Annotated in this window: 16 protein-coding genes; 11 read left to right on the forward strand and 5 right to left on the reverse strand. The window is 60.6% G+C overall.

Annotated elements, in window-relative coordinates:
- Positions 1-78 precede the first annotated feature (78 nt).
- From DXD16_RS06395 to larD, 7 genes are all read left to right on the forward strand, one after another.
- A complete protein-coding gene (locus DXD16_RS06395; protein ID WP_117655509.1) occupies positions 79-1062 on the forward strand; it encodes a DMT family transporter in 984 nt (327 codons plus the stop codon).
- 116 nt (positions 1063-1178) lie between these two features.
- Entirely contained in the window at positions 1179-2477 is a 1299-nt protein-coding gene (locus DXD16_RS06400; RefSeq protein ID WP_199408134.1) for a M20 family metallopeptidase, read from the forward strand.
- A 100-nt stretch (positions 2478-2577) separates the two neighbouring features.
- The gene (locus tag DXD16_RS06405; RefSeq protein ID WP_233502640.1) at positions 2578-3822 is read left to right on the forward strand and encodes an MFS transporter; all 1245 of its coding nucleotides are present in this window, start codon (positions 2578-2580) and stop codon (positions 3820-3822) included.
- 171 nt (positions 3823-3993) lie between these two features.
- Entirely contained in the window at positions 3994-5307 is a 1314-nt protein-coding gene (gene hisS / locus DXD16_RS06410; protein ID WP_117645931.1) for a histidine--tRNA ligase, read from the forward strand.
- Positions 5308-5565: 258 nt separating this feature from the next.
- Positions 5566-8379: a phosphoenolpyruvate carboxylase gene (locus tag DXD16_RS06415; RefSeq protein ID WP_369831468.1), complete on the forward strand. Its 2814-nt coding sequence runs from the start codon at positions 5566-5568 to the stop codon at positions 8377-8379.
- Positions 8380-8847: 468 nt separating this feature from the next.
- On the forward strand, positions 8848-10125 hold the full coding sequence (gene larA, locus DXD16_RS06420) for a nickel-dependent lactate racemase (protein ID WP_117655512.1): 1278 nt from the start codon (positions 8848-8850) through the stop codon (positions 10123-10125).
- Between the two features lie 49 nt (positions 10126-10174).
- Positions 10175-10906, forward strand: coding sequence for a D/L-lactic acid transporter LarD (larD, locus tag DXD16_RS06425; RefSeq protein ID WP_117655513.1), 732 nt, complete (start codon positions 10175-10177; stop codon positions 10904-10906).
- A gap of 305 nt (positions 10907-11211) precedes the next feature.
- On the opposite strand, the gene DXD16_RS06430 is transcribed toward larD, so the two are convergent.
- The 4 genes from DXD16_RS06430 to serB form a co-directional block, all read right to left on the reverse strand.
- Entirely contained in the window at positions 11212-11751 is a 540-nt protein-coding gene (locus DXD16_RS06430) for a TetR/AcrR family transcriptional regulator (RefSeq protein WP_117655514.1), read from the reverse strand.
- Positions 11752-11753: 2 nt separating this feature from the next.
- Positions 11754-12656 carry a LarC family nickel insertion protein gene (locus DXD16_RS06435; RefSeq protein WP_117655515.1) on the reverse strand — a complete coding sequence of 301 codons (903 nt, stop codon included), beginning with the start codon at positions 12654-12656 and terminating at the stop codon, positions 11754-11756.
- A 10-nt stretch (positions 12657-12666) separates the two neighbouring features.
- Complete coding sequence (gene larB, locus DXD16_RS06440) at positions 12667-13449, reverse strand: nickel pincer cofactor biosynthesis protein LarB (protein ID WP_117655516.1); 783 nt, start codon at positions 13447-13449, stop codon at positions 12667-12669.
- 114 nt (positions 13450-13563) lie between these two features.
- Complete coding sequence (gene serB, locus DXD16_RS06445) at positions 13564-14199, reverse strand: phosphoserine phosphatase SerB (RefSeq protein ID WP_117655517.1); 636 nt, start codon at positions 14197-14199, stop codon at positions 13564-13566.
- Positions 14200-14455: 256 nt separating this feature from the next.
- Here serB and aspS point away from each other — a divergent pair, with 256 nt between their 5' ends.
- Complete coding sequence (gene aspS / locus DXD16_RS06450; RefSeq protein ID WP_117655518.1) at positions 14456-16243, forward strand: aspartate--tRNA ligase; 1788 nt, start codon at positions 14456-14458, stop codon at positions 16241-16243.
- A gap of 305 nt (positions 16244-16548) precedes the next feature.
- On the opposite strand, the gene DXD16_RS06455 is transcribed toward aspS, so the two are convergent.
- A complete protein-coding gene (locus DXD16_RS06455; protein ID WP_089572647.1) occupies positions 16549-17565 on the reverse strand; it encodes a LacI family DNA-binding transcriptional regulator in 1017 nt (338 codons plus the stop codon).
- 376 nt (positions 17566-17941) lie between these two features.
- On the opposite strand from DXD16_RS06455, the gene DXD16_RS06460 reads away from it, so the two are divergent.
- The 3 genes from DXD16_RS06460 (at position 17942) to DXD16_RS06470 (ending at position 23026) form a co-directional block, all read left to right on the forward strand.
- On the forward strand, positions 17942-20950 hold the full coding sequence (locus DXD16_RS06460) for a glycoside hydrolase family 2 TIM barrel-domain containing protein (RefSeq protein WP_117655519.1): 3009 nt from the start codon (positions 17942-17944) through the stop codon (positions 20948-20950).
- Positions 20951-20953: 3 nt separating this feature from the next.
- On the forward strand, positions 20954-21409 hold the full coding sequence (locus tag DXD16_RS06465) for a hypothetical protein (RefSeq protein ID WP_117655520.1): 456 nt from the start codon (positions 20954-20956) through the stop codon (positions 21407-21409).
- A 153-nt stretch (positions 21410-21562) separates the two neighbouring features.
- The gene (locus tag DXD16_RS06470; protein ID WP_117655521.1) at positions 21563-23026 is read left to right on the forward strand and encodes an amino acid permease; all 1464 of its coding nucleotides are present in this window, start codon (positions 21563-21565) and stop codon (positions 23024-23026) included.
- The last annotated feature ends 285 nt before the right edge of the window (positions 23027-23311 follow it).

Raw genomic sequence — 23311 nt, forward strand, 5'->3', positions numbered from 1 at the left:
CGTTTTTATTTGACCATGAGGCGGCACGCAGCCATACGCGTGCGGACACCACGCCCAGATTGAGTGCGAGGATGTTCCATGGCCCAATACGCTGCCAACGAAATCGAAAACATGCCCGATAGCCCTGTAGCCCGTGAGGATTTGGGCGCGGGTGGTATTCCCCGGGGTGCCGGCGCACGCTCGCCGTTGTTCTGGAAAGTTCTACTGCTTTCGGTGGCGATTATCTGGGGCTACTCCTTTACCACTATGAAGGACGCACTCGACACCATTCCGGTGTTCGAGCTGGTCTATGTTCGCTTTCTCCCGGCATCACTGGTTATGTTTGCAATTTTCCATAAGCGCATCATCGCTCATTTCAATGCCCGCAACCTGATCGTCGGGCTTGGCATGGGTGCGCTCATGTGGGGTGCCTACGGTTTGCAGACGATCGGCCTGGCACAGACCACGGCGGGCAAGAGCGCTTTTTTGACCGGCACGTATTGCATCCTTGTGCCGTTTGCAAGCTATGTCCTGAGCGGTGAAAAGCTTACCCGGTATAACCTGGGTGCAGCGTTGTTGTGCCTGGCGGGTATTGGCCTGGTAGCGCTCGATAGCGTCGAGTTCAATGCCGGCGATGTTATTACCTTGGGCGGCGCGATCTTCTTCGCCATCCAGATGGCGGTGACTGCCAAGTACGGTCGCAAGATGGACATCAACGTCATCACGTTTTGGATGTTTGTGGGCAATGGCGTTTTGAGTTTAATCACGTCGCTGCTATTCGAGACACAGGCGCCCCTCTCTGCATGGACGCCGGAGTTTATCGGTGTGGCTGTTTTCCTCTCGGTGGGCTGCACATGCGTGGCGCTGCTCGTCCAAAACGTCGGTTTGGCGCATGTTCCCGCCTCGACGGGCTCACTGCTTCTTTCGATGGAGTCGCCTTCGGGTGTGCTGTTCTCGGTGCTGCTGATGGGGGAGGCGCTCACCTCGCGCCTGCTCGCCGGCTTCGTGCTCATCTTCCTGTCGATTATCTTGAGCGAGACTCGCTTCGATTTTTTGCGCAAAAAGCTGCGCCCGCAATTGTAAACAACTTGTTGCGCCGCCCTCTCGGGGCGGCATTTTTTATGCGTCGCCCTTAAAGTTGTACCTTGCACTTTACGCTATCAAAGTGCTTGCTGCAAAAACGTTACTGGAGGGCATTTATGGCACCAGCTCTTTCCGATCTTCAACCGCAACCAGCGCCTCAGGCTACCACAGCGGCGCAGACCGCTATCGGCGACGGTCTCGTTGCAGAAGCTCAGGCTTTTGCAGACGAGCTCGCTGCGTGGCGCCACGACCTGCACCAGACGCCCGAGTTGGGTAATCGACTTCCGCAAACCTCTGCGTATATCCAGGCACGTCTGACCGAGATGGGCATCCCGTTTGCCACGCTCGTCGACGGCTCCTGTGTTGTGGGCCTCATCGGTGCCGGTGCGGCCGTGGCGGCCCAGGGCAACGGTACGTGCACGGACGATCAGGCCGGCACGGTCATCATGCTGCGCGGTGACATGGATGCCCTTCCCGTCGCGGAAGAGTCGGGCGAGCCTTTTGCCTCTGTCAACGGCTGCATGCATGCTTGCGGTCACGATATGCACGCGACGGCGCTGCTTGGTGCGGCTCGTATGCTCAAAGCGCGCGAGACTGAGCTTGTTGATGCCAACGCCACGGTTAAGCTGCTGTTCCAGCCGGGCGAGGAAACCTTTGAGGGTGCCCGCGCCGCCATCGCCGACGGTCTGCTGCAGAACCCGCGCCCTCAGGTCGCCTTTGCCATGCATGTCAATAGCCAGTCGCCGCTTGGCCTGGTGCTTTACGGCAGTCCGGCGCTCTCGGGCGTGTACGGTTTCCGCATCACGTTGCAGGGCAAGGGCGGTCATGGCTCGAGCCCCGAGATCTGCATCGACCCCATTACGGCGGGTGTGCACGTGCATCTGGCACTTCAGGAGCTTATCGCTCGCGAGGTGCCGGCGGCCAAGGAGGTCGCGCTTACCGTTGGCAAGTTCGCCGGCGGTCAGGCCGCAAATGTCATTCCCGACACTTGTGTGCTCGAGGGAACGCTGCGTGGCTTCGATGTCGAGCTCATGGAGCACCTCAAGGCCCGCATCGCGGAGGTCGTCAAAGGCGTTGCCACGACCTATCGTACGCCGGCGACTATTGAGACGCTCTCGGATGTTCCCCCGCTCGTACTCGATGACGATATGACGCAGGCGTCGCTTGGCTACGTGGGCGCGGTGCTGCCCAAGTCCGCCTTCCTGCCGCTGTTCCACGCCATGGCGAGCGAGGACTTCGCGTTGATCTCGAGCGAGATCCCGAGTGCGTACTTTACCGTGGGCGCTGCCGTGACTGATACGGACGAGCATTTTGCTCAGCATCATCCCAAGGCACGTTTTAGCGATGCCGAGCTTCCCCTTGGCGCCGCGGCTTATGCCGCCGTCGCTTTGGGCTACATCGCCGACCACCGGTAGCACCCAATCTTGCTGCTCGTTTGTTTAAAAAAGGAACAGCATGTCTCAGTAACGTAAGTTCTTCCCCGGCTGGCTCGTGGTGGCCTCCGGCTTTGTGATCATGGCCACGTGCTACACCATTTTCGTCAACTGCATGAGCCTGTTCCAGCCGCTCATCGTCAGCGACCTCGGGATCACGCTTGCCCAGTACAACATCTCCAATGCGATCTCCACGGTGGTGAGCGTTATCGGATCGCTTGTCATTGGCCATGTTGCCGACAAGGTTAGTGGTCGCATTTTGGGTTCGCTTACCGTCATAGCCACCTCGGCGGTGCTCGTGGGCATGAGCTTTGTCGGTGAGCTGTGGCAGGTCTACGTGCTCTTTGCCGTCTCGGGCTGCTTCGCTGTCTCCTCGACCCGCCTGTTCATTAGCCTGGTGACTGCCAACTGGTTTACGGCCAAGCGCGGCCTTGCTATCTCCATTGCGCTTTCGGGCTCAGGCTTTGGCGGTGCCATTCTCTCGCCGATCGTAAGCTCGCTGATCGTGAGCGTGGGTTGGCGTTCCGCCTTCTTGGTGCTTGCCGCCGTCTGCATTGTGGCGGCGCTGCCCATCACGGCGTATTCCTTCCGCACCAAACCTTCCGAGATTGGCCTGAAGCCGCTCGGCGAGAACCCGGGCGATCCGTCTGTTTCCACCGCGGGCGATAAGGACGAGCATACGGCCCCCGAGGTCAGCGTCGGTTGGTCGCGCATTAAGAAGAGCCCGGCATTCTGGCTGCTCGTCGCGGCATTCCTCTTCATGGGCCTTGTCAATGGCGCCATCCTGCCCAACCAGGTTACGAATATGACGAGCGTCACCGTCAACGGCACCAAGATCGTCACGGGCGGCCACGACCCCATGTGGGCAGGCACCGTGCTTTCGGCCTACATGGTTACCGTCGTTATCGCCAAGATCTCCCTTGGCGCCATCTATGATCGATTTGGCCTGCGTTTCGGCAATGTGTTGGGGTCCGTTGCGTGCATCGTCGCCTGCGTCGCCCTGTGCTTCCCCGCAACCGACCTCGGCCCCATCGTGGCTGCCATTAGCTTTGGTATCGGAACGTGCATGGGCACCATTACGCCCACGATCGCTGCGTCTAAGCAGTTTGGCATGGCCGACCTGGGTAAGGTCACGGGCACCATCACCTCGCTCGAGATGGTCGGTGGCACCGTGGGCGCTATCGTCTCGGGTGTGCTGTTCGACGCTACGGGCTCCTTTGCGAGCACCTGGATCGTGTGCCTGGTGTGCTCCGTGGTTATGCTCGTGTTCCTGTTGGCGTCCGAACCCATCGCTGCCAAGCTGCGCGCGAGCGTGGCGGGGGAGTAGATAGGCCAAAGCGCATTGCCGCTTGTCCGCTTCGTCCGTGGCTACCGCGGCGGCGTGTCTGGCCGAACGAGTCCCCATACCCTCGTTCGGTCAGATGCACCGCCGCTGTTTGTGTTTGTGCCGTATAATGACCACTACCTATGACGCGATACAAAAGAAAGGTGTTTGCCCATGCAGGCACAGAAGGCGGAGGGAACCCGCGACCTTATCGGCGCTGAGATGCGCGCCTGGCAAAAGATGCAGCAGATCGCTGCCGGCGTGTTCGAGCCGTTTGGCTTTAAGCCCATCGAGACGCCCGCCATCGAGCAGGTGGACGTGTTTGTCCACGGCATCGGCCAGTCGACCGACGTCGTGCGCAAGGAGATGTTCCGCGTCTTTAGCGGCGCCAACCTGGAGCGCGTCTTTGCTGAGGGCACCGATAGCAAGCTCAAGCCCAAGCAGCGCCTGGCGCTTCGTCCCGAGGGCACGGCCGGTGTGGTGCGCGCCGTCGTGGAGAACAACCTGGTGCCCCAGGGCTCCACGCCGTTTAAGGCGTACTACGCCGAGGCCATGTTCCGTGGCGAGCGTCCCCAGAAGGGTCGCCTGCGCCAGTTCCACCAGGTGGGCATCGAGTGGCTCGGCGCTCCCGATCCGGCAGCAGACGCCGAGTGCATCATCATGCTCATGGAGTTCTACAAGCGCCTTGGTTTCGATCTTTCCAAGCTCCGTCTGCTCATTAACTCGATGGGCGATGCCCAATGCCGTCCGGCCTATCGCGAGCAGGTCAAGCAGTTTATCCTCGATCACGCCGACGAGATGTGCGACGAGTGCCGCGAGCGCGCCGAGCTCAATCCGCTGCGTGCCTTCGACTGCAAGAACGACCACTGCCGCGAGATCATGGCCGACGCACCGCTGATGGGCGACAACTTGTGCGATGAGTGCCGCGAGCACTACGAGCAGGTCAAGCGCTATTTGGATGCGGCGGGTATCGAGTATGTCGAGGATCCCACCTTGGTGCGTGGCTTGGACTACTACACCCGTACCGTCTTTGAGGTCGAGGCTCCCGGCGCCGGCGTCGGTTCCATCGGTGGCGGCGGTCGCTATGACGGCTTGGTCGAGCTCGAGGGTGGCAAGCCCACGGCAGGCGTCGGCTTTGCCGTCGGTTTTGAGCGTGCGCTGCTGGCCCTGCAGGCCTTTGGCAGCGACCTGGGTGCCGAGGAGGCCCCGTGCGTCTACGTCGCCAATGCCGGCAAGGAGCTGCGCCAGAACGTCTTTGCCATCACGCAGGAGCTTCGTGCCGCTGGCATCGTGACCGAGGCCGACTACCAGGGTCGTTCGCTCAAAGCTCAGTTTAAGCAGGCCGACAAGGTTGGCGCCAAGCTCATTTTGGTCCTGGGTGGCGACGAGCTTGCCGCCGGCAAGGTCAAGGTGCGCGACATGGAGAGCCATGACGAGGCCCTCGTCGATCTGGCCAACGTGGTCGAGGCGGTTCGCGAGCGCCTGTAGCGCATGATTTTTGAGCTGTAGTGCCGCTGAGGTGCCCAGCTCATTGCGAGCGATTGTTACGGGGGTGTTTCGCTTTTATGCGGAATGCCCCCATTTACGTATGCCGCCCACCGAGAAATACGACCATTTAGGGCAAAAACCCTTGCAATGCAGAAAATACTTTTGTGTGGTAAAGCGCAATCAGTGTCGAAAGTATTTCGCAAGCGCCTATAATGAATACCGCATGTTACGTGCATAGAAGGAGGAATGGGAGGAAACGTGGCTGAGAACCTAAGCAACCAGTCTGTACCCGAAGCCGCGGCGCGCGTCGCTGCCGTGGTCAACCGCCTCGTTAACCGAATCGGCTCGAATGCCGAGTCCAGGGAGCGTCTCGCCGAGATCGAGATCCCCGAGGAGCTGCGCGACAACTTGGCGCTGTTCCTGCGCCTGGAGCGCCGTGTGCTTAGCGAGTATGATCCCGAGATCGCGGACCTGTTCGACAAGATCCTGACGGCCGAGATTGTGGCCAATGCCGGAAATCCCGGCGCCCGTGCTGCCGACGAGTCCGTCGACGAGCAGGGCGTGCCCACCGCCGACGAGCCTACTGCTGTGGCGTTTCGTGAGGTCGTCGATCTGATTGACAGCCTGCCGCTCGATAAGCAGCAGGTTATTGTCCGCGCCTTTACGAGCTTCTTCCACCTGGCAAACCTGTCGGAGGAGAACTACCGTGTGGCGCAGCTGCGCGAGCGCGAGGCCGGCGCATCGACCGATACCGAGGTCGATCCCGCCAACGAGCTCACCGTCGCCTATCACCAGTTGGTAAACGAGATGGGTGTCGAGGGCGCCAACGAGCTGCTCAGCAAGCTCGAGTTCCACCCTGTCTTTACCGCACATCCCACCGAGGCCCGTCGCAAGGCCGTCGAGGGCAAGATTCGCCGTATCTCCAACCTGCTGGAGGAGCGTCCGCGTCTGGGCGGCTCCGACCTGGTGGAGAACGAGCGCCATATGCTGCAGGAGATCGACGCCCTGGTGCGTACGAGCCCCATCGCGCTCAAGAAGCCCACGCCGGTCGAGGAAGCCGATACCATCATCGACATCTTCGATAACACGCTGTTCGACGTTATCCCCGTCATCTATCGTCGCTTTGACGACTGGGTGCTGGGCGACAAGGCCGGTACCGTGCCGCCGCTGTGCCCGGCGTTCTTCCATCCCGGCAGCTGGATCGGTTCCGACCGCGACGGTAACCCCAACGTCACCGCCAAGGTGAGCCGTGAGGTCGCCGCCAAGTACTTCACCCACATGGTGCTCAAGCTCGAGGACAAGTGCCGCCGCATCGGCCGTAACCTCACGCTCGAGGCCACTTACAGCAAGCCGTCTGCCGAGCTCATCAACCTGTGGAACCATCAGGTCGAGATGAGCCCTCGGTACACGGCCCGCGCCGAGCTGATCTCCGAGCACGAGCCGCATCGCGCCGTCATGCTCGTCATGGCAGACCGACTCAACGCCACCGTGCGCCGTATCACCGATACCATGTATCACAGCGCCGATGAGTTCCTGGATGACCTGCGTGTCGTTCAGCGCTCCCTGGCCGCCTGCGGTGCCGTCCGTGCTGCCTACGGCCCGGTCCAGACCATCATCTGGCAGGTCGAGTCCTTCGGCTTCCATATGGTCGAGATGGAGTTCCGTCAGCACTCCGTGGTGCACGCTCGCGCCCTCAAGGATATCCACGAGAACGGTATCCATGGCGACCTGCAGCCCATGACGCGCGAGGTCATCGATACCTTCCGCGCTATCGGCTCCATCCAAAAGCGCTACGGCAAGAAGATGGCGCACCGCTACATCATCTCGTTCACCAAGAGCGCCCAGCATGTGGCCGACGTCTTTGAGCTTGCCCACCTGTCCTTTGCACACGAGGAGGATGTCCCCGAGCTCGACGTGATTCCGCTGTTCGAGCAGCTCGAGGACCTCGAGGGCTGCGTCGACGTGCTCGACCAGATGCTTACACTGCCCGTGGTGCAAAAGCGCCTTGCCCAGACCAACCGCCGCATGGAGGTCATGCTGGGCTACTCCGACTCCTCCAAGGATGCCGGTCCTACCACGGCTATGCTCGCGCTGCACTCCGCGCAGGAGCGCATTGCCAAGTGGGCCGAGAAGAACGATATCGATCTGGTGCTCATGCACGGTCGCGGCGGTGCCGTGGGCCGTGGCGGCGGCCCGGCCAACAAGGCCGTGCTGGCGCAGCCCAAGGGCTCGGTTAACTGTTTCTTTAAGCTCACCGAGCAGGGCGAGGTCATCTTTGCCCGTTACGGCAACCGCACGCTCGCTCAGCGCCATGTTGAGTCCGTTGCCGCCGCAACGCTTTTGCAGTCGGCCCCGAGTGTCGAGAAGACCAACACCGAGACTACGCAGAAGTTCTGGGATATGGCCGACAAGCTCAACGCCGCAAGCCACGAGCGCTATCTGGACCTGCTGAACACCGAGGACTTTACACCGTGGTTCTCGACCGTGACGCCGCTGACCGAGGTCGGTCTGCTGCCGATCGGTTCGCGTCCCGCCAAGCGCGGCTTGGGTGCCAAGTCGCTCGACGACCTGCGTACCATTCCGTGGATCTTCAGCTGGAGCCAGGCGCGCATTAACCTGGCCGCTTGGTACGGCCTGGGTACCGCCTGCGAGCAGTTTGGCGATCTGGACCAGCTTAAGGCTGCCTACCAGGAGTGGCCGTTCTTCCGCACCTTTATCGACAACATCGAGATGTCGATCGCCAAGACTGACCAGCGCATCGCCAAGATGTATCTGCACCTGGGCGACCGCCAGGATTTGTCCAAGAAGGTCTTCACCGAGATGCAGCTCACGCGTAAGTGGGTCCTTGCCATCGTCGGTGACGAGTGGCCGTTGCAGCGTCGCCGCGTGCTCGGCTGCGCCGTCCGCGTGCGTAACCCCTACGTCGACGCCCTGTCCATCGCCCAGGTCCGCGCCCTTCGCGAGGTGCGTATGAACCAGGACGAGATGGCAGAGGAGAAGAAGGCCGAGTACATGAGCCTGATTCTTTCGACTGTGACCGGCGTCTCGGCAGGATTGCAGAACACGGGGTAATCGATAGCCCTGTAGTCGCTGTCCGGGGCCGCCGTATGTTTGCTTTCCGGCGCGTCCTCGGACATGCAAGAAGCCCTCGCTGCGCACTTCGTGCGGCGAGGGCTTCTTGCGTCCTGCGGAGTGCGCCGGAAAGCAAACATACGGCGGCCCCTGCGATGTCCGGTTTTCGGCGGATTACTGGCTGGGGGAATAATGGCGCGCTTCGCGCGTTTTGGATGGGGCTTGTCCCGGCGGCGCGTTTGGCGCTTCGCGCCTCGCATCTTATCGATTGGGATTGAGATGCATGTGGCGCTTCTCGATTTACGACTGTAGCGGCCGCGGTCCCGTTTGGGATCGCGGTTGTTTTGTTGTGGGTCAAATATGAACGTTGTGTTAATGAGTCGGTGGACGGTGGTGTTTTTCGGTGAGCGGCGTATCCTTCCAACGGTTTATCTAGTGTGTCAGTTGAAAGGAAGAGGGCGATCATCATTGTTTGAATGTGAACTGCCGTTTGACCACAAAACGTTGCATCTGGAGCTCGAGGATAAGAACTTCGCGGGTGTGATGGAAGGTCATCAAAACGAGTTTAAGACCACGAAATCGCAGGAAGAGCTGGTGGAGGAGTCGCTTGCCAACCCTTACGGCTCGCCTTCGCTCGAGGAGCTTTGTGCTGGCAAGAAGGATATCGTCATCATTAGCTCCGATCATACGCGTCCCGTCCCCTCGCGTGTGACGATGCCTATTCTGCTGCATCACATCCATTCCGCTGCGCCTGAGGCTCGCGTGCGTATTTTGGTTGCTACGGGTATGCACCGTCCGTCGACGCACGAGGAGCTCGTCAATAAGTATGGCGAGGACATCGTTGCCAACGAGGAAATCGTTATGCATGTCGCGACCGACGACAGCATGATGAAAAAGATCGGCACCCTGCCTTCTGGTGGCGAGTGCATCATCAACAAGATCGCTGCCGATTGCGACCTGCTGCTTGCCGAGGGCTTCATTGAGCCGCACTTCTTTGCCGGTTTCTCTGGCAGCCGTAAGTCCGTCTTGCCCGGCATCGCCAGCTATAAGACCATCATGTACAACCACAACGGTCAGTTTGTGAACGATTCTCATTCGCGTGCCGGCAACCTGTGCCACAACCACGTGAGCGAGGACATGTTTGCCGCTGCCGAGATGGCTCACCTTGCCTTTGTGCTCAACGTGGTGCTCAACGGCAAGCACGAGGTCATTGGCTCCTTTGCCGGCGATATCCACAAGGCGCACGAGGTCGGCTGCGAGTTCGTGAAGAGCCTTGCCGGCGTTGAGCCCGTTGAGTGCGAGATTGCCATCACCACCAATGGTGGCTACCCTCTCGACCAGAACATCTATCAGGCCGTGAAGGGCATGTGCGCTGCCGAGGCCACACTTCCCGAGGGCGGCGTGATCATCGATGTCGCCGGTTGTGCCGACGGTCACGGTGGCGAGGGCTTCTATCACAACATCGCCGACAACGATCCGGCAGAGTTTGAGCGCGCCTGCATCGACCGTCCTAAGGACGAGACCCTGCCCGACCAGTGGACAAGCCAGATCTTTGCCCGCATCCTGGCGCATCACCCTGTGATCATGGTCACCGACCTGTGCAATCACCAGATGCTCAAGGATATGCACATGACGCCGGTCAACACCCTTGAGGAGGCGCTCAAGCTTGCTTTTGAGATGAAGGGTGCCGATGCCAAGGTTGCCGTCATTCCCGATGGCCTGGGCGTTGTCGTCGCGCAGCACTAGTGCGCGGCCTAAACGAATCGTTTATAACCGACAAGAAAGATAAGGTTTTATGCTTACCAAACTCCTCTGTGAATTCGGCGCAACGGCCCTCATGATCATCTTTGGCGTGGGCGTGCACTGCGATACGGTGCTCAAGGGCACTAAGTATCAGGGCTCCGGCCATATGTTTGCCATCACCACCTGGTCTTTTGGCATCTCGGTCTGCCTGTTTGTCTTTGGCGGCGCCGTGTGCATGAACCCCGCCATGGTGCTTGCCCAGTGCATCGTCGGCTTGGTGCCGTGGGGCAGCTGCATCCCCTTCATGATTGCCGATATGCTCGGCGGCTTTGTGGGTGCCGTAATCGCCTGGTTTATGTATGCCGATGAGTTCAAGGCTTCCGAGGACGTCGTCGACCCCATTGCTCAGCGCAACATCTTCTCGACCAACCCCACCACCGAGGGCACGAACTATGCTCGTAACTTCTTCTGCGAGGCTATCTGCACCTTTGTGTTCATCAGCGCTATCCTTGCTGCCGCTAGCCGCGCCGGCGAGAACGTTCTGATGCTCGCCATCTGCGTCGGCCTGATCGTTTGGGCCGTTGGCATGGGCATGGGCGGCATCACCGGCTTCGCCATGAACCAGGCTCGTGACCTTGGTCCTCGCATGGCCTATCAGGTGCTGCCGATCAAGAACAAGGCCGACAACAACTGGAAGTACGGCCTGCTCGTTCCTGGCATCGCGCCGTTTGTCGGTGCTATTGTGGCCGCGCTGTTTGTGCATGGCTTCTTGGGCATGTTCTAGTCGAAGGACGGCTCTATAAGGTCCGGGCTCGGTAAGGGTTAACTTTCCAACGCGTCCTCGGACATGCAAAAAGGCTCGCTGCGCACTTTGTGCGGCGAGCCTTTTTGCGTCCTGCGGAATGCGTTGGAAAGTTAACCCTTACCGAGCCCCGGGCATTCTTGGCTGTGTCCGAACAAGCAACTCAACATGTATATCTGAATTTGGATGTGAGGGGCACTTTGCTTTTGGGTGCTCTTACAAGAAAGCGTGACTTGGGGATGGGACGGGCGCTTTGTTGGGATGGCGCTTTGGGATGGGGGCCTTACTTAGCTGAAGAGGGGCTGTATGGCTGAGAGGTAGTCTTTGGCTACGTTGGATTTGTTGGCTTGGAAGTTGTGCCAGGCCCACCATTGGACGGTGGCTACGAAGCTTGAGGCTATGTGATGGAGGAGGAAGCTGCGGTCCATAGTGCCAGCGGGACCTGTGGGGTCGGTAGGGACGGTTTCGGCTGCTCGTGACATGATGGTTTTGCGTAAGCAGTCGGCGAAGACGCGTGAGCCGGCGCCGGCTACGAGGGCTCGTACGCCCTGGCGGCGTTCCCAGAGGTTGTTGAGGATATGCTCGACTTGTACGAGCGGATCATCGAGCGGTGTGCCATCGTCGTCGAGGGCGTGGGTGCAGATGTCGCTCACGAGTTCGGACAGTAGGTCATCTTTGCTCTTGAAGAGGCCATAGAACGTGGCCCGACCCACATGGGCGCGAGCGATGATGTCACCGACGGTGATCTTGCCGTAGTCCTCTTCGCGCAGCAGTTCGGAGAACGCCGCGACGATGGCGGCGCGGCTTTTTGCCTTGCGGGCATCCATGGCTATGCGTCCGTGTGAACGAGCAGGCAGCGGAGCGTACCAGAGCAACCCTCGTAGGGGCGCTTACCGGCGCCGTAGCCGACGGCCTCGATGCGGTAGCGGGCCGGCAGGTGCTCGGACGTGCGCAGTGAGGCGACGATGGCGGCGCCCGTGGGCGTCACGAGCTCACCGGCGACCGGCGCGGGCGTGAGGGCGATATTGCCCGCTTGGCACAGGTTGACGACAGCGGGGACAGGAATGGGCATAAGGCCGTGGGCACAGCGGATGGTGCCGTGACCCTCGGAGAGCGACTCGACCACGATGTCCTCAATACCTAGGTCATCGAGGCAGATGGCGACAGAGCAGACGTCGACGATGGAGTCGATGGCACCCACCTCGTGGAACATGACGGTCTCGGGCGTTTTGCCGTGGGCCTTGGCCTCGGCGGCAGCGAGCGCGGTGAAGATGGCGAGAGCGCGACGCTTGGCGCCATCGCTTAACTGCGAGCCATCGATGATGGCGGTGACATCCGCCAAAGAACGGTGGTGATGGCCGTGGGCGTGATGGTGACCCTCGTGGTCGTGGTCATGCTCGTGGCAGTGCTCGTGTTCGTGCTCGCCATGATCATGATGGTGGTGCTCATGCTCGTGCGTGTGCTCGGCAGCTGCTTCGTTGCCGTAGAGCCAGACCATATCGTGATCGTGGTTCTCGAGCTCCTCTGCAAGCTGGACGTCGAAATCGCAGGCGTCGATGCCATGCTTGCTTACGCGTGTGACGGCGATCGTAAAGCCGTCGACCGGCAGCGTGGCGAGCTGCTCGCGCAGGTGCTCCTCGCTGGCGCCTAGGTCGAGCAAGGCCGCGACGGTCATATCGCCGCTGATGCCCGAGGTGCCGTCGATGATAAGCGTGTGCTGATGATTGGACATGGAATGCTCCTTAACGGGCGCAGGGCGTGCCGGCGCTCAGATGATTGATAAGACTTGCCTGGTAGGCGGCACCAAAGCCGTTGTCGATGTTGACGACCGAAACGCCGCTGGCGCAGGAGTTGAGCATGGCGAGCAGCGCGGCTACGCCACCAAAGCTCGCGCCGTAACCCACGCTGGTGGGAACGGCTATGACCGGACAGCTTACCAGGCCGCCGACAACGCTCGCCAGTGCGCCCTCCATGCCGGCAATGGCGATGACCACCTGTGCCTGGGCAAGTTCCTCGGCATGCGCGAGCAGACGGTGCAGGCCGGCGACACCCACGTCGTAGAGGCGGTCGACCTCGTTGCCATAGAACTCGGCCGTCAACGCGGCTTCTTCGGCGACGGGCAGGTCGCTCGTGCCGGCGCAGGCGACGACGATGCGTCCGTTGCCGGTAGGGAAGGGCTTGCCGCCCACGAGGGCGAGCTGTGCGTCCGGGACATATCCCAGGTCGATGCCGTTGCCAAGAAGCTCAGCGGTGCGCGCGGCTTTTTCGGCATCCAGGCGCGTGACCAGGATGCGCTCTTGGCCGGCATCGCGCAGTGCTTCGATAATGGCGGCAATCTGATCGGCGGTTTTACCGGCCCCGTAGACAACCTCGCCGGCTCCCTGGCGCACCCCGCGCGAAAGATCGAGCTGCGCAAAGCCCAAATCGGCGGTCGGAGCCGTCTGGATGCGCGTGAGGGCGTCGGCAGGGGTGACTGCTCCGCCGGCAACATCGCTCAGCAATTGCTCAAGATTTCGCTTATCCATATATGTTCCCTTCGACGGCGCAAAGTCTAGCACTCAAAGGGTATATTTCCGAACACTAAGACAAAATTGTTCGGAAACTATAGGACAGACTGATTCAATTGTTAGACGGATCGACTAGTCGCGCAGGATGATGTCCATGGCGAGCATCAGGTTGCGCTCGTCGATGGTAAACGGGGCGGCCTCGCGCGTCTTGGGCTTGGCACAAAACGCGATGCCCGTGCCTGCGGCCTGGATCATGGGGATGTCGTTTGCCCCGTCGCCGATTGCCACGGTGTGTGCCATATCGACGCCGCACTCAACTGCCCAGTCCAGCAGCTGGATGAGCTTGGACTCCTTGGTCACAATGTCGGCAGCCAACTTACCGGTGAGCTTGCCGTCCACGACCTCCAGACGATTGGCCAGGCAAAAATCGATGCCCGTGGCAGCCACGATCTTGTCGGCGACCTCGTGAAAGCCGCCGCTCACCACGCCGACCTTCCAGCCCTTGCTGTGCGCTGAGCGCACAAGCTCCAACGCGCCGGGGGTAAATGTCACGCGCTCAAAGGTGCGCTCGAACACGCTCTCGTCCAGGCCGGCGAGCAGCCCCACGCGCTCCTCGAGCGCCTGCTTAAAGTCAAGCTCGCCGCGCATGGCGCGTTCGGTGATCTGTGCCACCTGCTCGCCCACGCCGGCCTCCTCGCCCAACAGGTCGATGACCTCCTGGTTGATGAGCGTGGAGTCGATATCCATAACGATGAGGCGTGCAGTCATGGCGGGCCTTTCCGAGTGCTGTTTTATTGGGGCATATTGTCGCACGTGACGAGTGCGGGCGGGTGCCGCGGTGCGTCAATTGTTTCGTCTCCGTCAAGTCTTTGGGCAGGAGCTACTTTTCCGCGGCACATCGACACAGGTGCGATAAGATAGAACGCCATGTCTGGCTGCGCGGTTTACGCAGGCCGGGCAAATCTGTACGACGCCGCCCGGAACGACACGGGGCGGCACAGATCCATAAAGGAGGATCACTGGTATGAGCCAGACCCGTCCCATCGACGAGCATTCCATGCACACCCGTACCTGCGGCGAGCTTCGCCGCGAGAACGTGGGCGAAGAGGTCACCCTCACCGGTTGGGTGAGCCGTCGCCGCGACCACGGCGGCCTAATCTTTTGCGACCTTCGCGACCGTGAGGGCATCACGCAGCTCACCTTCGACCCCGAGCACTCCGACGGCGATGCCTTTAAGATCGCCGAGACCATGCGTCCCGAGTGGCCCATCAAGATTCACGGCGTCGTGCGCGCCCGTGGCGAGGAGACCACCAACACCAAGCTCGCGACCGGCGAGATCGAGGTCCTCACCGACCACGCCGAGGTGCTCAACACATCCGTCACCCCGCCGTTCCAGATTGAGGACGGCATCGAGACCAGCGAGGACACCCGTCTGCGCTATCGCTATCTGGACCTTCGTCGTCCCGAGATGATGGCCAACCTCAAGCTGCGCTCCGACTTTACCTTTGCCATTCGCGAGGCGCTGCACAACCGTGAGTTCATGGAGGTCGAGACGCCCTCCCTGTTTAAGTCCACGCCCGAGGGCGCTCGCGACTTCATCGTTCCCAGCCGTATTCAGCCGGGCAACTTCTACGCCCTGCCGCAGTCCCCGCAGCTCCTGAAGCAGCTGCTTATGGTCGGTGGCGTCGAGCGCTACTATCAGGTTGCCAAGTGCTTCCGCGACGAGGACCTGCGTGCCGACCGTCAGCCCGAGTTCACCCAGGTCGATATCGAGATGTCCTTCGTGGACCAGAACGACGTTATGAGCGCGCTCGAAGAGGTCCTGGCCGACGCCTTCGGCCGCATGGGTGTCGAGATGCCCACGCCGCTGCGTCGCATGGACTACTGGGAGGCCATGGACACCTATGGCTCCGACAAGCCCGATACTCGCTACGGCATGCACCTGGTTGACCTGACCGACATCTTTGCCAACTCCAAGTTCAAGGTCTTTGCGACTGCTGCAAACGAGGAGGGCTCTGTCGTCAAGGCCATCAACGCCAAGGGTGCCGGTGTCTGGGCTCGCGCCAAGATCGACAAGCTCGCCGGCGTGGCCTCCACGTTTGGCGCCAAGGGCCTTGCCTGGATCGCCTTCCGCGAGGACGGCTCCATCAACAGCCCCATCGTCAAGTTCTTCTCGGACGAGGAGATGGCTGCCCTGCGCGAGCGCATGGACGTCGAGCCCGGCGACCTTGTGATGTTCGCCGCCGGCCCGCGCCTGCTCTCCGACGAGATCCTGGGCGGCATGCGTTCCCACATGGCTAACGCGCTCGAGATCAAGCGCGAGGGCCACGACTTCCTGTGGGTCGTCAACTTCCCGCTGTTCCACTGGGACGAGGATCGCAAGGCCTATGCAGCCGAGCATCAGCCCTTTACTCTGCCGACCGAGACCGACATCGCCAAGATCGAGGCAGATCCGCTGGCAGCCGGCTCTTGCACCTACGACTTTGTCATGGACGGCTTTGAGGCCGGTGGCGGCGGTATGCGTATCCACAACGCCGAGATGCAGATGTCCATGCTCAAGCTCCTGGGCTTTACCGAGGAGCGTGCCGAGTCTCAGTTTGGCTTCCTCATGGAGGCCCTCAAGTTTGGTGCACCTCCGATGGGCGGTTTTGCTCTGGGCCTGGACCGCGTGTGCATGCTGCTTACCGGTTCCGACTCCATCCGCGACGTCATGGCGTTCCCCAAGACGGCCAGCGGCTCCGACCTCATGTCGGGCGCCCCGAGTGCCGTTTCCGGCGCCCAGCTCAAGGATGTCAGCCTGCGCCTGATGTAGGCGAGCAGCTACATATTGCCCGTAACGAGGGAAGGACGCGCTCCTTCCCTCGTTTTTTATACGCCGAGATTGTGAGGGCATGGGATGACCGGGCGTTGCGGAAAGTGCGTCCCGGAATCTGCGTCCAGAACGGGTCGCGCTTTCCCAAAGGGGGTCCTCTGGGAAAGCGCGACCCAGAATTCGGCAAAATAATGGGACACAGTTTCCGCTTGAGCGGTCTAACGGAAACTGTGCCCCAGAATGAGCGCTCAAAACGGGGCAGGCTTTCCGCAACAACTGTCTGGCGAAAAGCCCGGCCCAGTTTCCTACAGCGAGTCTCTCTGAACGAGCTGCATGTGCATCACGGAGGTGGTGGGCTCGGCACCCTTGATCATGTCGAGCGCAATGTTGGCGGCCATGTGGCCTTCTTCGCGCAGGGGCTGGCGGACGGTCGTGAGTGCGGGGACGCAGCGCGCCGCAATCTCGTGATCGTCGAAGCCGACGACAGAAACGTCCGCCGGAACGGATAGGCCTGCCTCGTTGAGTGCGGTGATGACGCCAGCCGCGATACGGTCCGATCCGCAGAGCACGCCATCGAAAGCAATCTCGCGCGCGAGGATCTGGTGCATGGCCTGATAGCCGTCTCCGCTGTTCCAGCCGGTATAGATAACGTTTGCGCCTGGGAGGTCTTCGCCCAGGACGGTGCGGTAGCCGCGCAGGCGGTCGACAACAGCGGGGTTGTCTTGCGGTCCCAACACGGCGACGATATCTTTGCGCCCGCGATCTTTCATAGCGAGTGCCGCAAAGCGTCCACCCTCTTCGTCGTCAGAGTAGACTGTCGAGAACACATCGCGATAGGGGTGGCCCTCGAGCTGGCCGCACAACACGGTGGGTACGCCCAGCTCGCGCAGCACCTCGAGCAGCTCGCTGCCCTTGTAAGGGGAGACGTCGATCACGGCATCGAACGAGCGGCGCTCAAAGTGCTCGCGTGCGCGGTTGCGCTCATGCGTAGAAGACGCCTGCAAGATAACGGGCAGATAGGACGACTCCGACAGTTCCTCGGTAATGCCGCTCAAAAATTCGCTATAGGTGGGGTCGCTGAAGAGCTCACTCAGGGGCTCGGTCACGAGCACGGCGATGATTTCCGTGCGCCCGACAGCGAGCGCTCGGCCGCGAGCGTTGGGGACAAAATTGACTTTCTTGGCCGCCGCACGGACGCGCTTTTTGGTTTCCTCGCTAATGCGGGGCGAATCGTTGAGGGCGCGCGATGCCGTGGAGCGCGACACGCCGGCAGCTGCGGCAACCTCGGCAAGCGTAGGTGCGGTGCGAACTGGCTGGGTCATGGCGTCTCCTGGAAAATGCGGTCGATGTTGTCACTGATACGGGCTGGTGCGGATACAGCTTACTATAGTGCACCTGAACAGCGTTCATGATATCCGGTGACAGGTGTCGTTTTGCAACCAAGCCGCAATCGAATACGTCTCGTGTGGGTGAGATATCAGCGGGCGTGGCGGTTGCCTACGAGCTTAAGAACGATGTTTTGCGTTGAGTTTCGATATTCAGGGTGACATAAGTGTCGCGGTTGTACAACCGGTTGCACCGTTAATCCGGCCAAATCGACCGTTCAGCGGACAACCGGTTGCACAGTTTTTTGCATCGCCCGTAAGATAAGGACAACCGGTTGCACAAGAATCACTACGATGACGAAGGAGCATCACCATGGACGCCATTAACGATTGGGAAAACCAAGCGCTCACCCACAGGAACCGCCTGGCACCCCATGCGTACTTTATGGGTTATGAGACCGCCGATCTCGCCGCTACGTACAGCCGCGAGCTGTCGCGCGGGTTTGTCCAGCTGTCTGGCTCGTGGCAGTTCCGCCTCTTTGAGGGGCCTGCTGCCGTCTCCAACGAGGAGCTCTCCACGTACAAGTCCGAGTGGGATCACGTGGAGGTTCCGCACCTATGGCAGGTAGACGGCTATGGCAACCTTGCCTACACCGACGAGGGTTTCCCGTTTCCGGTGGATCAGCCGTTCGTTCCCTCTGACGACCCCACGGGCGTCTACCAGCGCATCGTCAACCTTCCCGCCATCCCCGCCGGCGCCCGCGAGATCATTCGCTTCGACGGCATCGAGAGCTATGGCGAGCTGTACGTCAACGGCCAGTTTATCGGCATGACCAAGGGTTCGCGTCTGTCCGCCGAGTTCGACGTGACCGACGCGCTCGTCGAAGGCGACAACCTGTTTGCGGTCAAGGTCCTGCAGTACAGCGATGGCAGCTATATCGAGGATCAGGACATGTGGTGGGCTTCGGGCATCTTCCGCGATGTGTACCTTATGCAGCGTTCCGCCGCGCACCTGGTCGACTTTAGGTTCCGCACGCATCGCGAGGGCGATGCCGCTCTGATCACGCTCGATACGGTGGCCGAGGGCGCTACCCGCGTCGTGTTTACGCTCAGCGATGGCGAGAACGTGGTCGCTACGGGCGAGTGCGTCGACGGCCATGCCGAGTGCAGCGTTGCCGATGCCCACTTCTGGAACCCCGAGGACCCCTTCCTCTATGACCTTACGTTTGAGATCTACGACGGTGACGAGGTCAGCGAGTACGTTCCGCATCGCCAGGGCCTTGCCGAGGTGACGGTCGAGGGCAATCATATCTACCTCAACGGCACCTACTTTAAGATGCATGGCGTCAACCGCCACGATCACGACGATCACAAGGGTCGCGCTGTGGGCCTCGATCGCATGCGCCGTGACCTGGAGCTCATGAAGCGACACAACATCAACGCGGTGCGCACCTCTCATTATGCCAATGACCCGCGCTTCTACGAGCTGTGCGATGAGTATGGCATCATGCTGGTCGCCGAGACCGATATGGAGAGTCACGGCTTCGAGAATATTGGCAACATCGCTCTGGTCACCGACGACCCGGCATGGGAGCCGGCCTACGTCGACCGCATTGAGCGTCTGGTGATGCAGGAACGCAACCATGCCTGCATCATTATGTGGTCGATGGGCAACGAGAGCGGCTATGGCTGCAACATCCGCGCGATGTACGCCAAGGCTCACGAGCTCGATGATCGTCCGGTCCACTACGAGGAGGATCGCAACGCCGATACCGTCGACGTCATTTCCACGATGTACTCCCGTGTGTCGCAGATGAACGACTTTGGTGAGCATCCGTTCCCCAAGCCGCGCATCAACTGCGAGTACGGCCACTCCATGGGCAATGGCCCCGGAGGCCTGTCCGAGTACCAGGAGGTCTTCGATCGCTGGGATTGCATCCAAGGCCAGTTTATCTGGGAATGGTGCGACCACGGTTTGGCTGCTGTGACCGAGGATGGCGTTGCCTACGATATGTATGGTGGCGACAACGGCGATTACCCCAACAACAGCAACTTCTGCATCGACGGTATGGTGTTCCCTTGGCAGCAGCCGAGCCCGGGCCTTACCGAGTACGGCCAGGTCATCTGCCCGGTTCGCATGGCCTACGATGCCGAGGCAGGCGAGCTGACCGTCACGAACAAGCGCTGGTTTACTACCCTCGAGGATGTCTGCCTGTCGGCGGAGACCCTGGTAGACGGCGATGTAGTGTGCCGCAAGACGCTTATGCCCGGCGCGGTGGCTCCCGGCGAATCCGTCCAGCTGCCACTGGTGATTCGCGAGGCCGCGGTAGGCGAGACCCTGCTGACCGTGCGCGCCTACACCATGGCGGCTCACGCCTGGTGCGAGCCGATGTTCCAGTTGGGCGCTAGCCAGTTTGCCATCGCCAACCATCCGGCGCCGGCCATCGCCGCCCCCGCTCGTCCTGAGCTTACGGTCGAGGAGACCGAGCAGGAGATCCGCATTCACTCCCTCAACGGTGAGCTGACCTTCAACAAAGTTAACGGTACCGTGAGCGAGTGGAAGGCATCCGGCCGCGACGTAATGGCTTCTGGCCCCCAGGTTGGTTTTTGGCATCCGCTCGTCGATAACCACGCCCAGGAGTATGACTCCCTGTGGAAGGACAACTTCATCGATGTGATGCAGACGTCTACCCGCAAGGTTTCTTGGAAGCAGGATGGCAATGCGGTCGTCGTTACCGTGAGCCAGCGTATCGCTCCTCCCGTCCGCGCGTTCGGCATGCGCGTCGAGCTCGTCTACACCGTGCTTCCGAGCGGCCGCGTCGACCTCAAGGTTTCCGGCGAGCCCTACGGCGATTACTCGGATATCATCCCGCGCATCGGCATCTCCTTCGAGGTCCCCGGTTGCAATCGTGCCGTCGAGTGGTACGGCCACGGCCCGGGCGAGAACTATCCGGACTCGCTGCGCGCCAACCCGGTCGGTCATTACCGCACTACGGTCGACGACATGTTTACGCCCTACGTTATGCCTCAGGACTGCGCCAACCGTGAGGGTACCCGCTGGGTTGCCCTGCGCTCCAGTCACGGTGACGGCGTGTTGGTGACTCGTCCGGCTGATGCCGCCTCCAACCCGTTCTCGTTCTCGGCATGGCCCTATAGCTGCGAGGCAATCGATAACGCCAAGCACGTCTACGACCTTGTCAAGGGCGATACGGTCACGGTCAACATCAACGACCAGCTGCTCGGCCTTGGCTCGAACTCTTGGGGTTCCGAGGTACTCGATTCCTACCGCACCCGTTTTGAGAGCTTCAGCTTTGAGGTGTCCTTGCGACCGCTGACGTCTGCCGATCTGGCTCAGGCGCTGGCACCCATTAAGGAGGCATAAGTCATGCATGTCTTTAACTCGCGCGCCGATTTCGACGCTCAGATGAAGTCTGTCAAGAAGTGGATGCGCACCGGTCAGGCGCTCGATGGCGTTGCCGACCTGCAGCACGACGTGGCTTACTCCATCGGCGACTCGTTGGTGTACTGGTGGGTGAACGCCCACGAGGCGGCTACCGCCGACCTGGTCGGTCACCGTCGCTACCATGCCGTGCTCGCCCCGCTCGACGGCGACCTGACTGTCGAGGTGGCTTCCAAGACGGATCTTACCCGCACGCGCGCCTACAACGATATCGACGATCGCGAGCGCTTTGAGGGTACGGGGGAGACCGTGACGATTCCCGCCGGCGGCGTTGCCGTCGTCGAGATCGACGAGGCCTACCGTGTCGTGGCCGATGTCGCGGATCCCCGCGTCGTGGTACTGCACGTGACGGTTGAAGGTTATTCCTTCCCCAACAAGTAGTATTCGTCCGTTTGGACGTTTGCTTCGCGCCGTTAAGGGGGATGGCTTTGTTGACTCCCTTTTCCCCATTCCCCTTAGCAGGTGCGTCGTCCACGATTGCGCTTGCAGTCCGGACGGTTTTAGATGAGATATAACGGATGATTGGGAGGGCTTATGAGCTCTGAAAAACGAGGAACGATCGGTTCGTTCGCTCTGCTGGGCATGACGGTCGCCGCCGTGTTCGGTATCAAGAACATCATCAACAACAACGCGGCCATCGGCTTGGCAGCTGCGCCGTCGTTCTTCTTCGCCACGCTTTTGTACTTTGTCCCCTATACCCTGGTTACCGCTGAGTTCGTCGGCCTCAACAGGGACTCCGAGTCTGGCGTGTACGCATGGGTTAAGACCTCGATGGGTGGTCGCTGGGCGTTCCTGACGGCATTTAGCTACTGGTTCGTTAACCTGTTCTACTTTGCGTCCGTCCTGCCCAACGTCATCATCTACGCGAGCTACGTGTTCTTTGATGCCAATGCCGAGCTTTCGCAGCTGTGGATTACCATTATCGAGATCGTCGTCTTTGCTATCGCCACGTGGGTTTCGACCAAGGGCGCTAAGCGGATCGGCTCCATTTCCTCCTTCGGCTCGACCGCGGCTCTCGGCCTGACTGCCGTGTTCATCTTGCTGTCCCTGGCTGCTGCCTTTGGCGGCGTCGAGTTCGCTACGGCTCCTACCCCCGCTAACATGGCTCCCGACATGAGCAACTTCGCAACTATGTGGGGCTTCTTCGGTACGCTTGCCTGGATCATCCAGGGCGTTGGCGGCGCTGAGTCTGTCGGCGTGTTCCTTAACGACCTTAAGGGCGGCGTCAAGGCCTTCGTGCGCACCGTCGTTATCGCCGGCCTGACCATCGGCCTTCTGTACGCAGGCGCTTCGCTGCTGGTCAACCTGTTCATTCCCGAGGGCGGCGTTGCCATCTCCACCGGTATCTTCGACGTATTCGGCGCTGTCTTTGCCCACTTTGGCATTCCCATGGAAGTGTCCACGCGCGTCATTGGCCTGATCCTTCTCGCTGCCACGCTGGGCTCCCTCATGATGTGGACCTCTGCTCCCATCAAGGTCTTCTTCACCGAGATCCCCAAGGGCGTCTTTGGTAGCAAGATCGTCGAGCTCAACGAGCACGGCATTCCCGCCCGCGCCGCTTGGCTGCAGTTCGCCATCGTCGTCCCCATCCTGATCATCCCGGCCTTGGGATCTGGTAACCTCGACGACCTGCTCATGATCGTCACCAACATGACGGCTGCCACTGCTCTGCTCCCGCCGCTGCTGATCCTGCTTGCCTACTTTATGCTGCGCAAGAACTTCGACGCCGCTCCCCGTGACTTCCGCATGGGCTCGCGCAGCTTTGGTCTGGTCGTTGCCGCATTCCTGCTTGTGGTCTTCTGCTTTGTGCTTGTCTGCGGCACCATCCCGCTCGATCAGCCGCTGTGGCTGACGCTGGTCTACAACGTTGGCGGTGTAGTTGTCTTCCTGGGCCTTGCCGTGATGTGGTACAACCGCTATATCAACCGCCTGCGCGAGACCGATCCCGAGGCCGCCGAGAGCGAGCTGCGCCCCTCCGTCCTCGACATGATGGAGTAGCGGCTAGGATTAATCTACGGCTGTGGAATAAATCGATTCCCTTTCCTAAGGAGGGGCCTTACGAGGCCCCTCCTTTTGTGTTTTGGGGCATGGTTTTGGACCCCGTGGTCAAAAAATGCCAAATATGAGTACTGTTGCAAAAGAGGTGTCATATTTTTCGGCCTGTTCTGAGCAAAAACGGGCTCAAAATCAATTTATATAACCCCCTTTAAAGGGCGTTTGACGGCTTTCAACCTCTTCGAATCGGTAGCGCACAGAGATGTGGTGTAAGAGGCGGGGCATGCC

Source organism: Collinsella sp. TF11-5AC (assembly GCF_003436775.1).
Lineage (GTDB): Bacteria > Actinomycetota > Coriobacteriia > Coriobacteriales > Coriobacteriaceae > Collinsella.

Coding starts and splice junctions, on each gene's coding strand:
- DXD16_RS06395 (WP_117655509.1), top strand. CDS start 79: ATGGCCCAATACGCTGCCAACGAAATCGAAAACATGCCCGATAGCCCT.
- DXD16_RS06400 (WP_199408134.1), top strand. CDS start 1,179: ATGGCACCAGCTCTTTCCGATCTTCAACCGCAACCAGCGCCTCAGGCT.
- DXD16_RS06405 (WP_233502640.1), top strand. CDS start 2,578: ATGGCCACGTGCTACACCATTTTCGTCAACTGCATGAGCCTGTTCCAG.
- hisS (WP_117645931.1), top strand. CDS start 3,994: ATGCAGGCACAGAAGGCGGAGGGAACCCGCGACCTTATCGGCGCTGAG.
- larD (WP_117655513.1), top strand. CDS start 10,175: ATGCTTACCAAACTCCTCTGTGAATTCGGCGCAACGGCCCTCATGATC.
- DXD16_RS06430 (WP_117655514.1), bottom strand. CDS start 11,751: ATGGATGCCCGCAAGGCAAAAAGCCGCGCCGCCATCGTCGCGGCGTTC.
- DXD16_RS06435 (WP_117655515.1), bottom strand. CDS start 12,656: ATGTCCAATCATCAGCACACGCTTATCATCGACGGCACCTCGGGCATC.
- larB (WP_117655516.1), bottom strand. CDS start 13,449: ATGGATAAGCGAAATCTTGAGCAATTGCTGAGCGATGTTGCCGGCGGA.
- serB (WP_117655517.1), bottom strand. CDS start 14,199: ATGACTGCACGCCTCATCGTTATGGATATCGACTCCACGCTCATCAAC.
- aspS (WP_117655518.1), top strand. CDS start 14,456: ATGAGCCAGACCCGTCCCATCGACGAGCATTCCATGCACACCCGTACC.
- DXD16_RS06455 (WP_089572647.1), bottom strand. CDS start 17,565: ATGACCCAGCCAGTTCGCACCGCACCTACGCTTGCCGAGGTTGCCGCA.
- DXD16_RS06460 (WP_117655519.1), top strand. CDS start 17,942: ATGGACGCCATTAACGATTGGGAAAACCAAGCGCTCACCCACAGGAAC.
- DXD16_RS06465 (WP_117655520.1), top strand. CDS start 20,954: ATGCATGTCTTTAACTCGCGCGCCGATTTCGACGCTCAGATGAAGTCT.
- DXD16_RS06470 (WP_117655521.1), top strand. CDS start 21,563: ATGAGCTCTGAAAAACGAGGAACGATCGGTTCGTTCGCTCTGCTGGGC.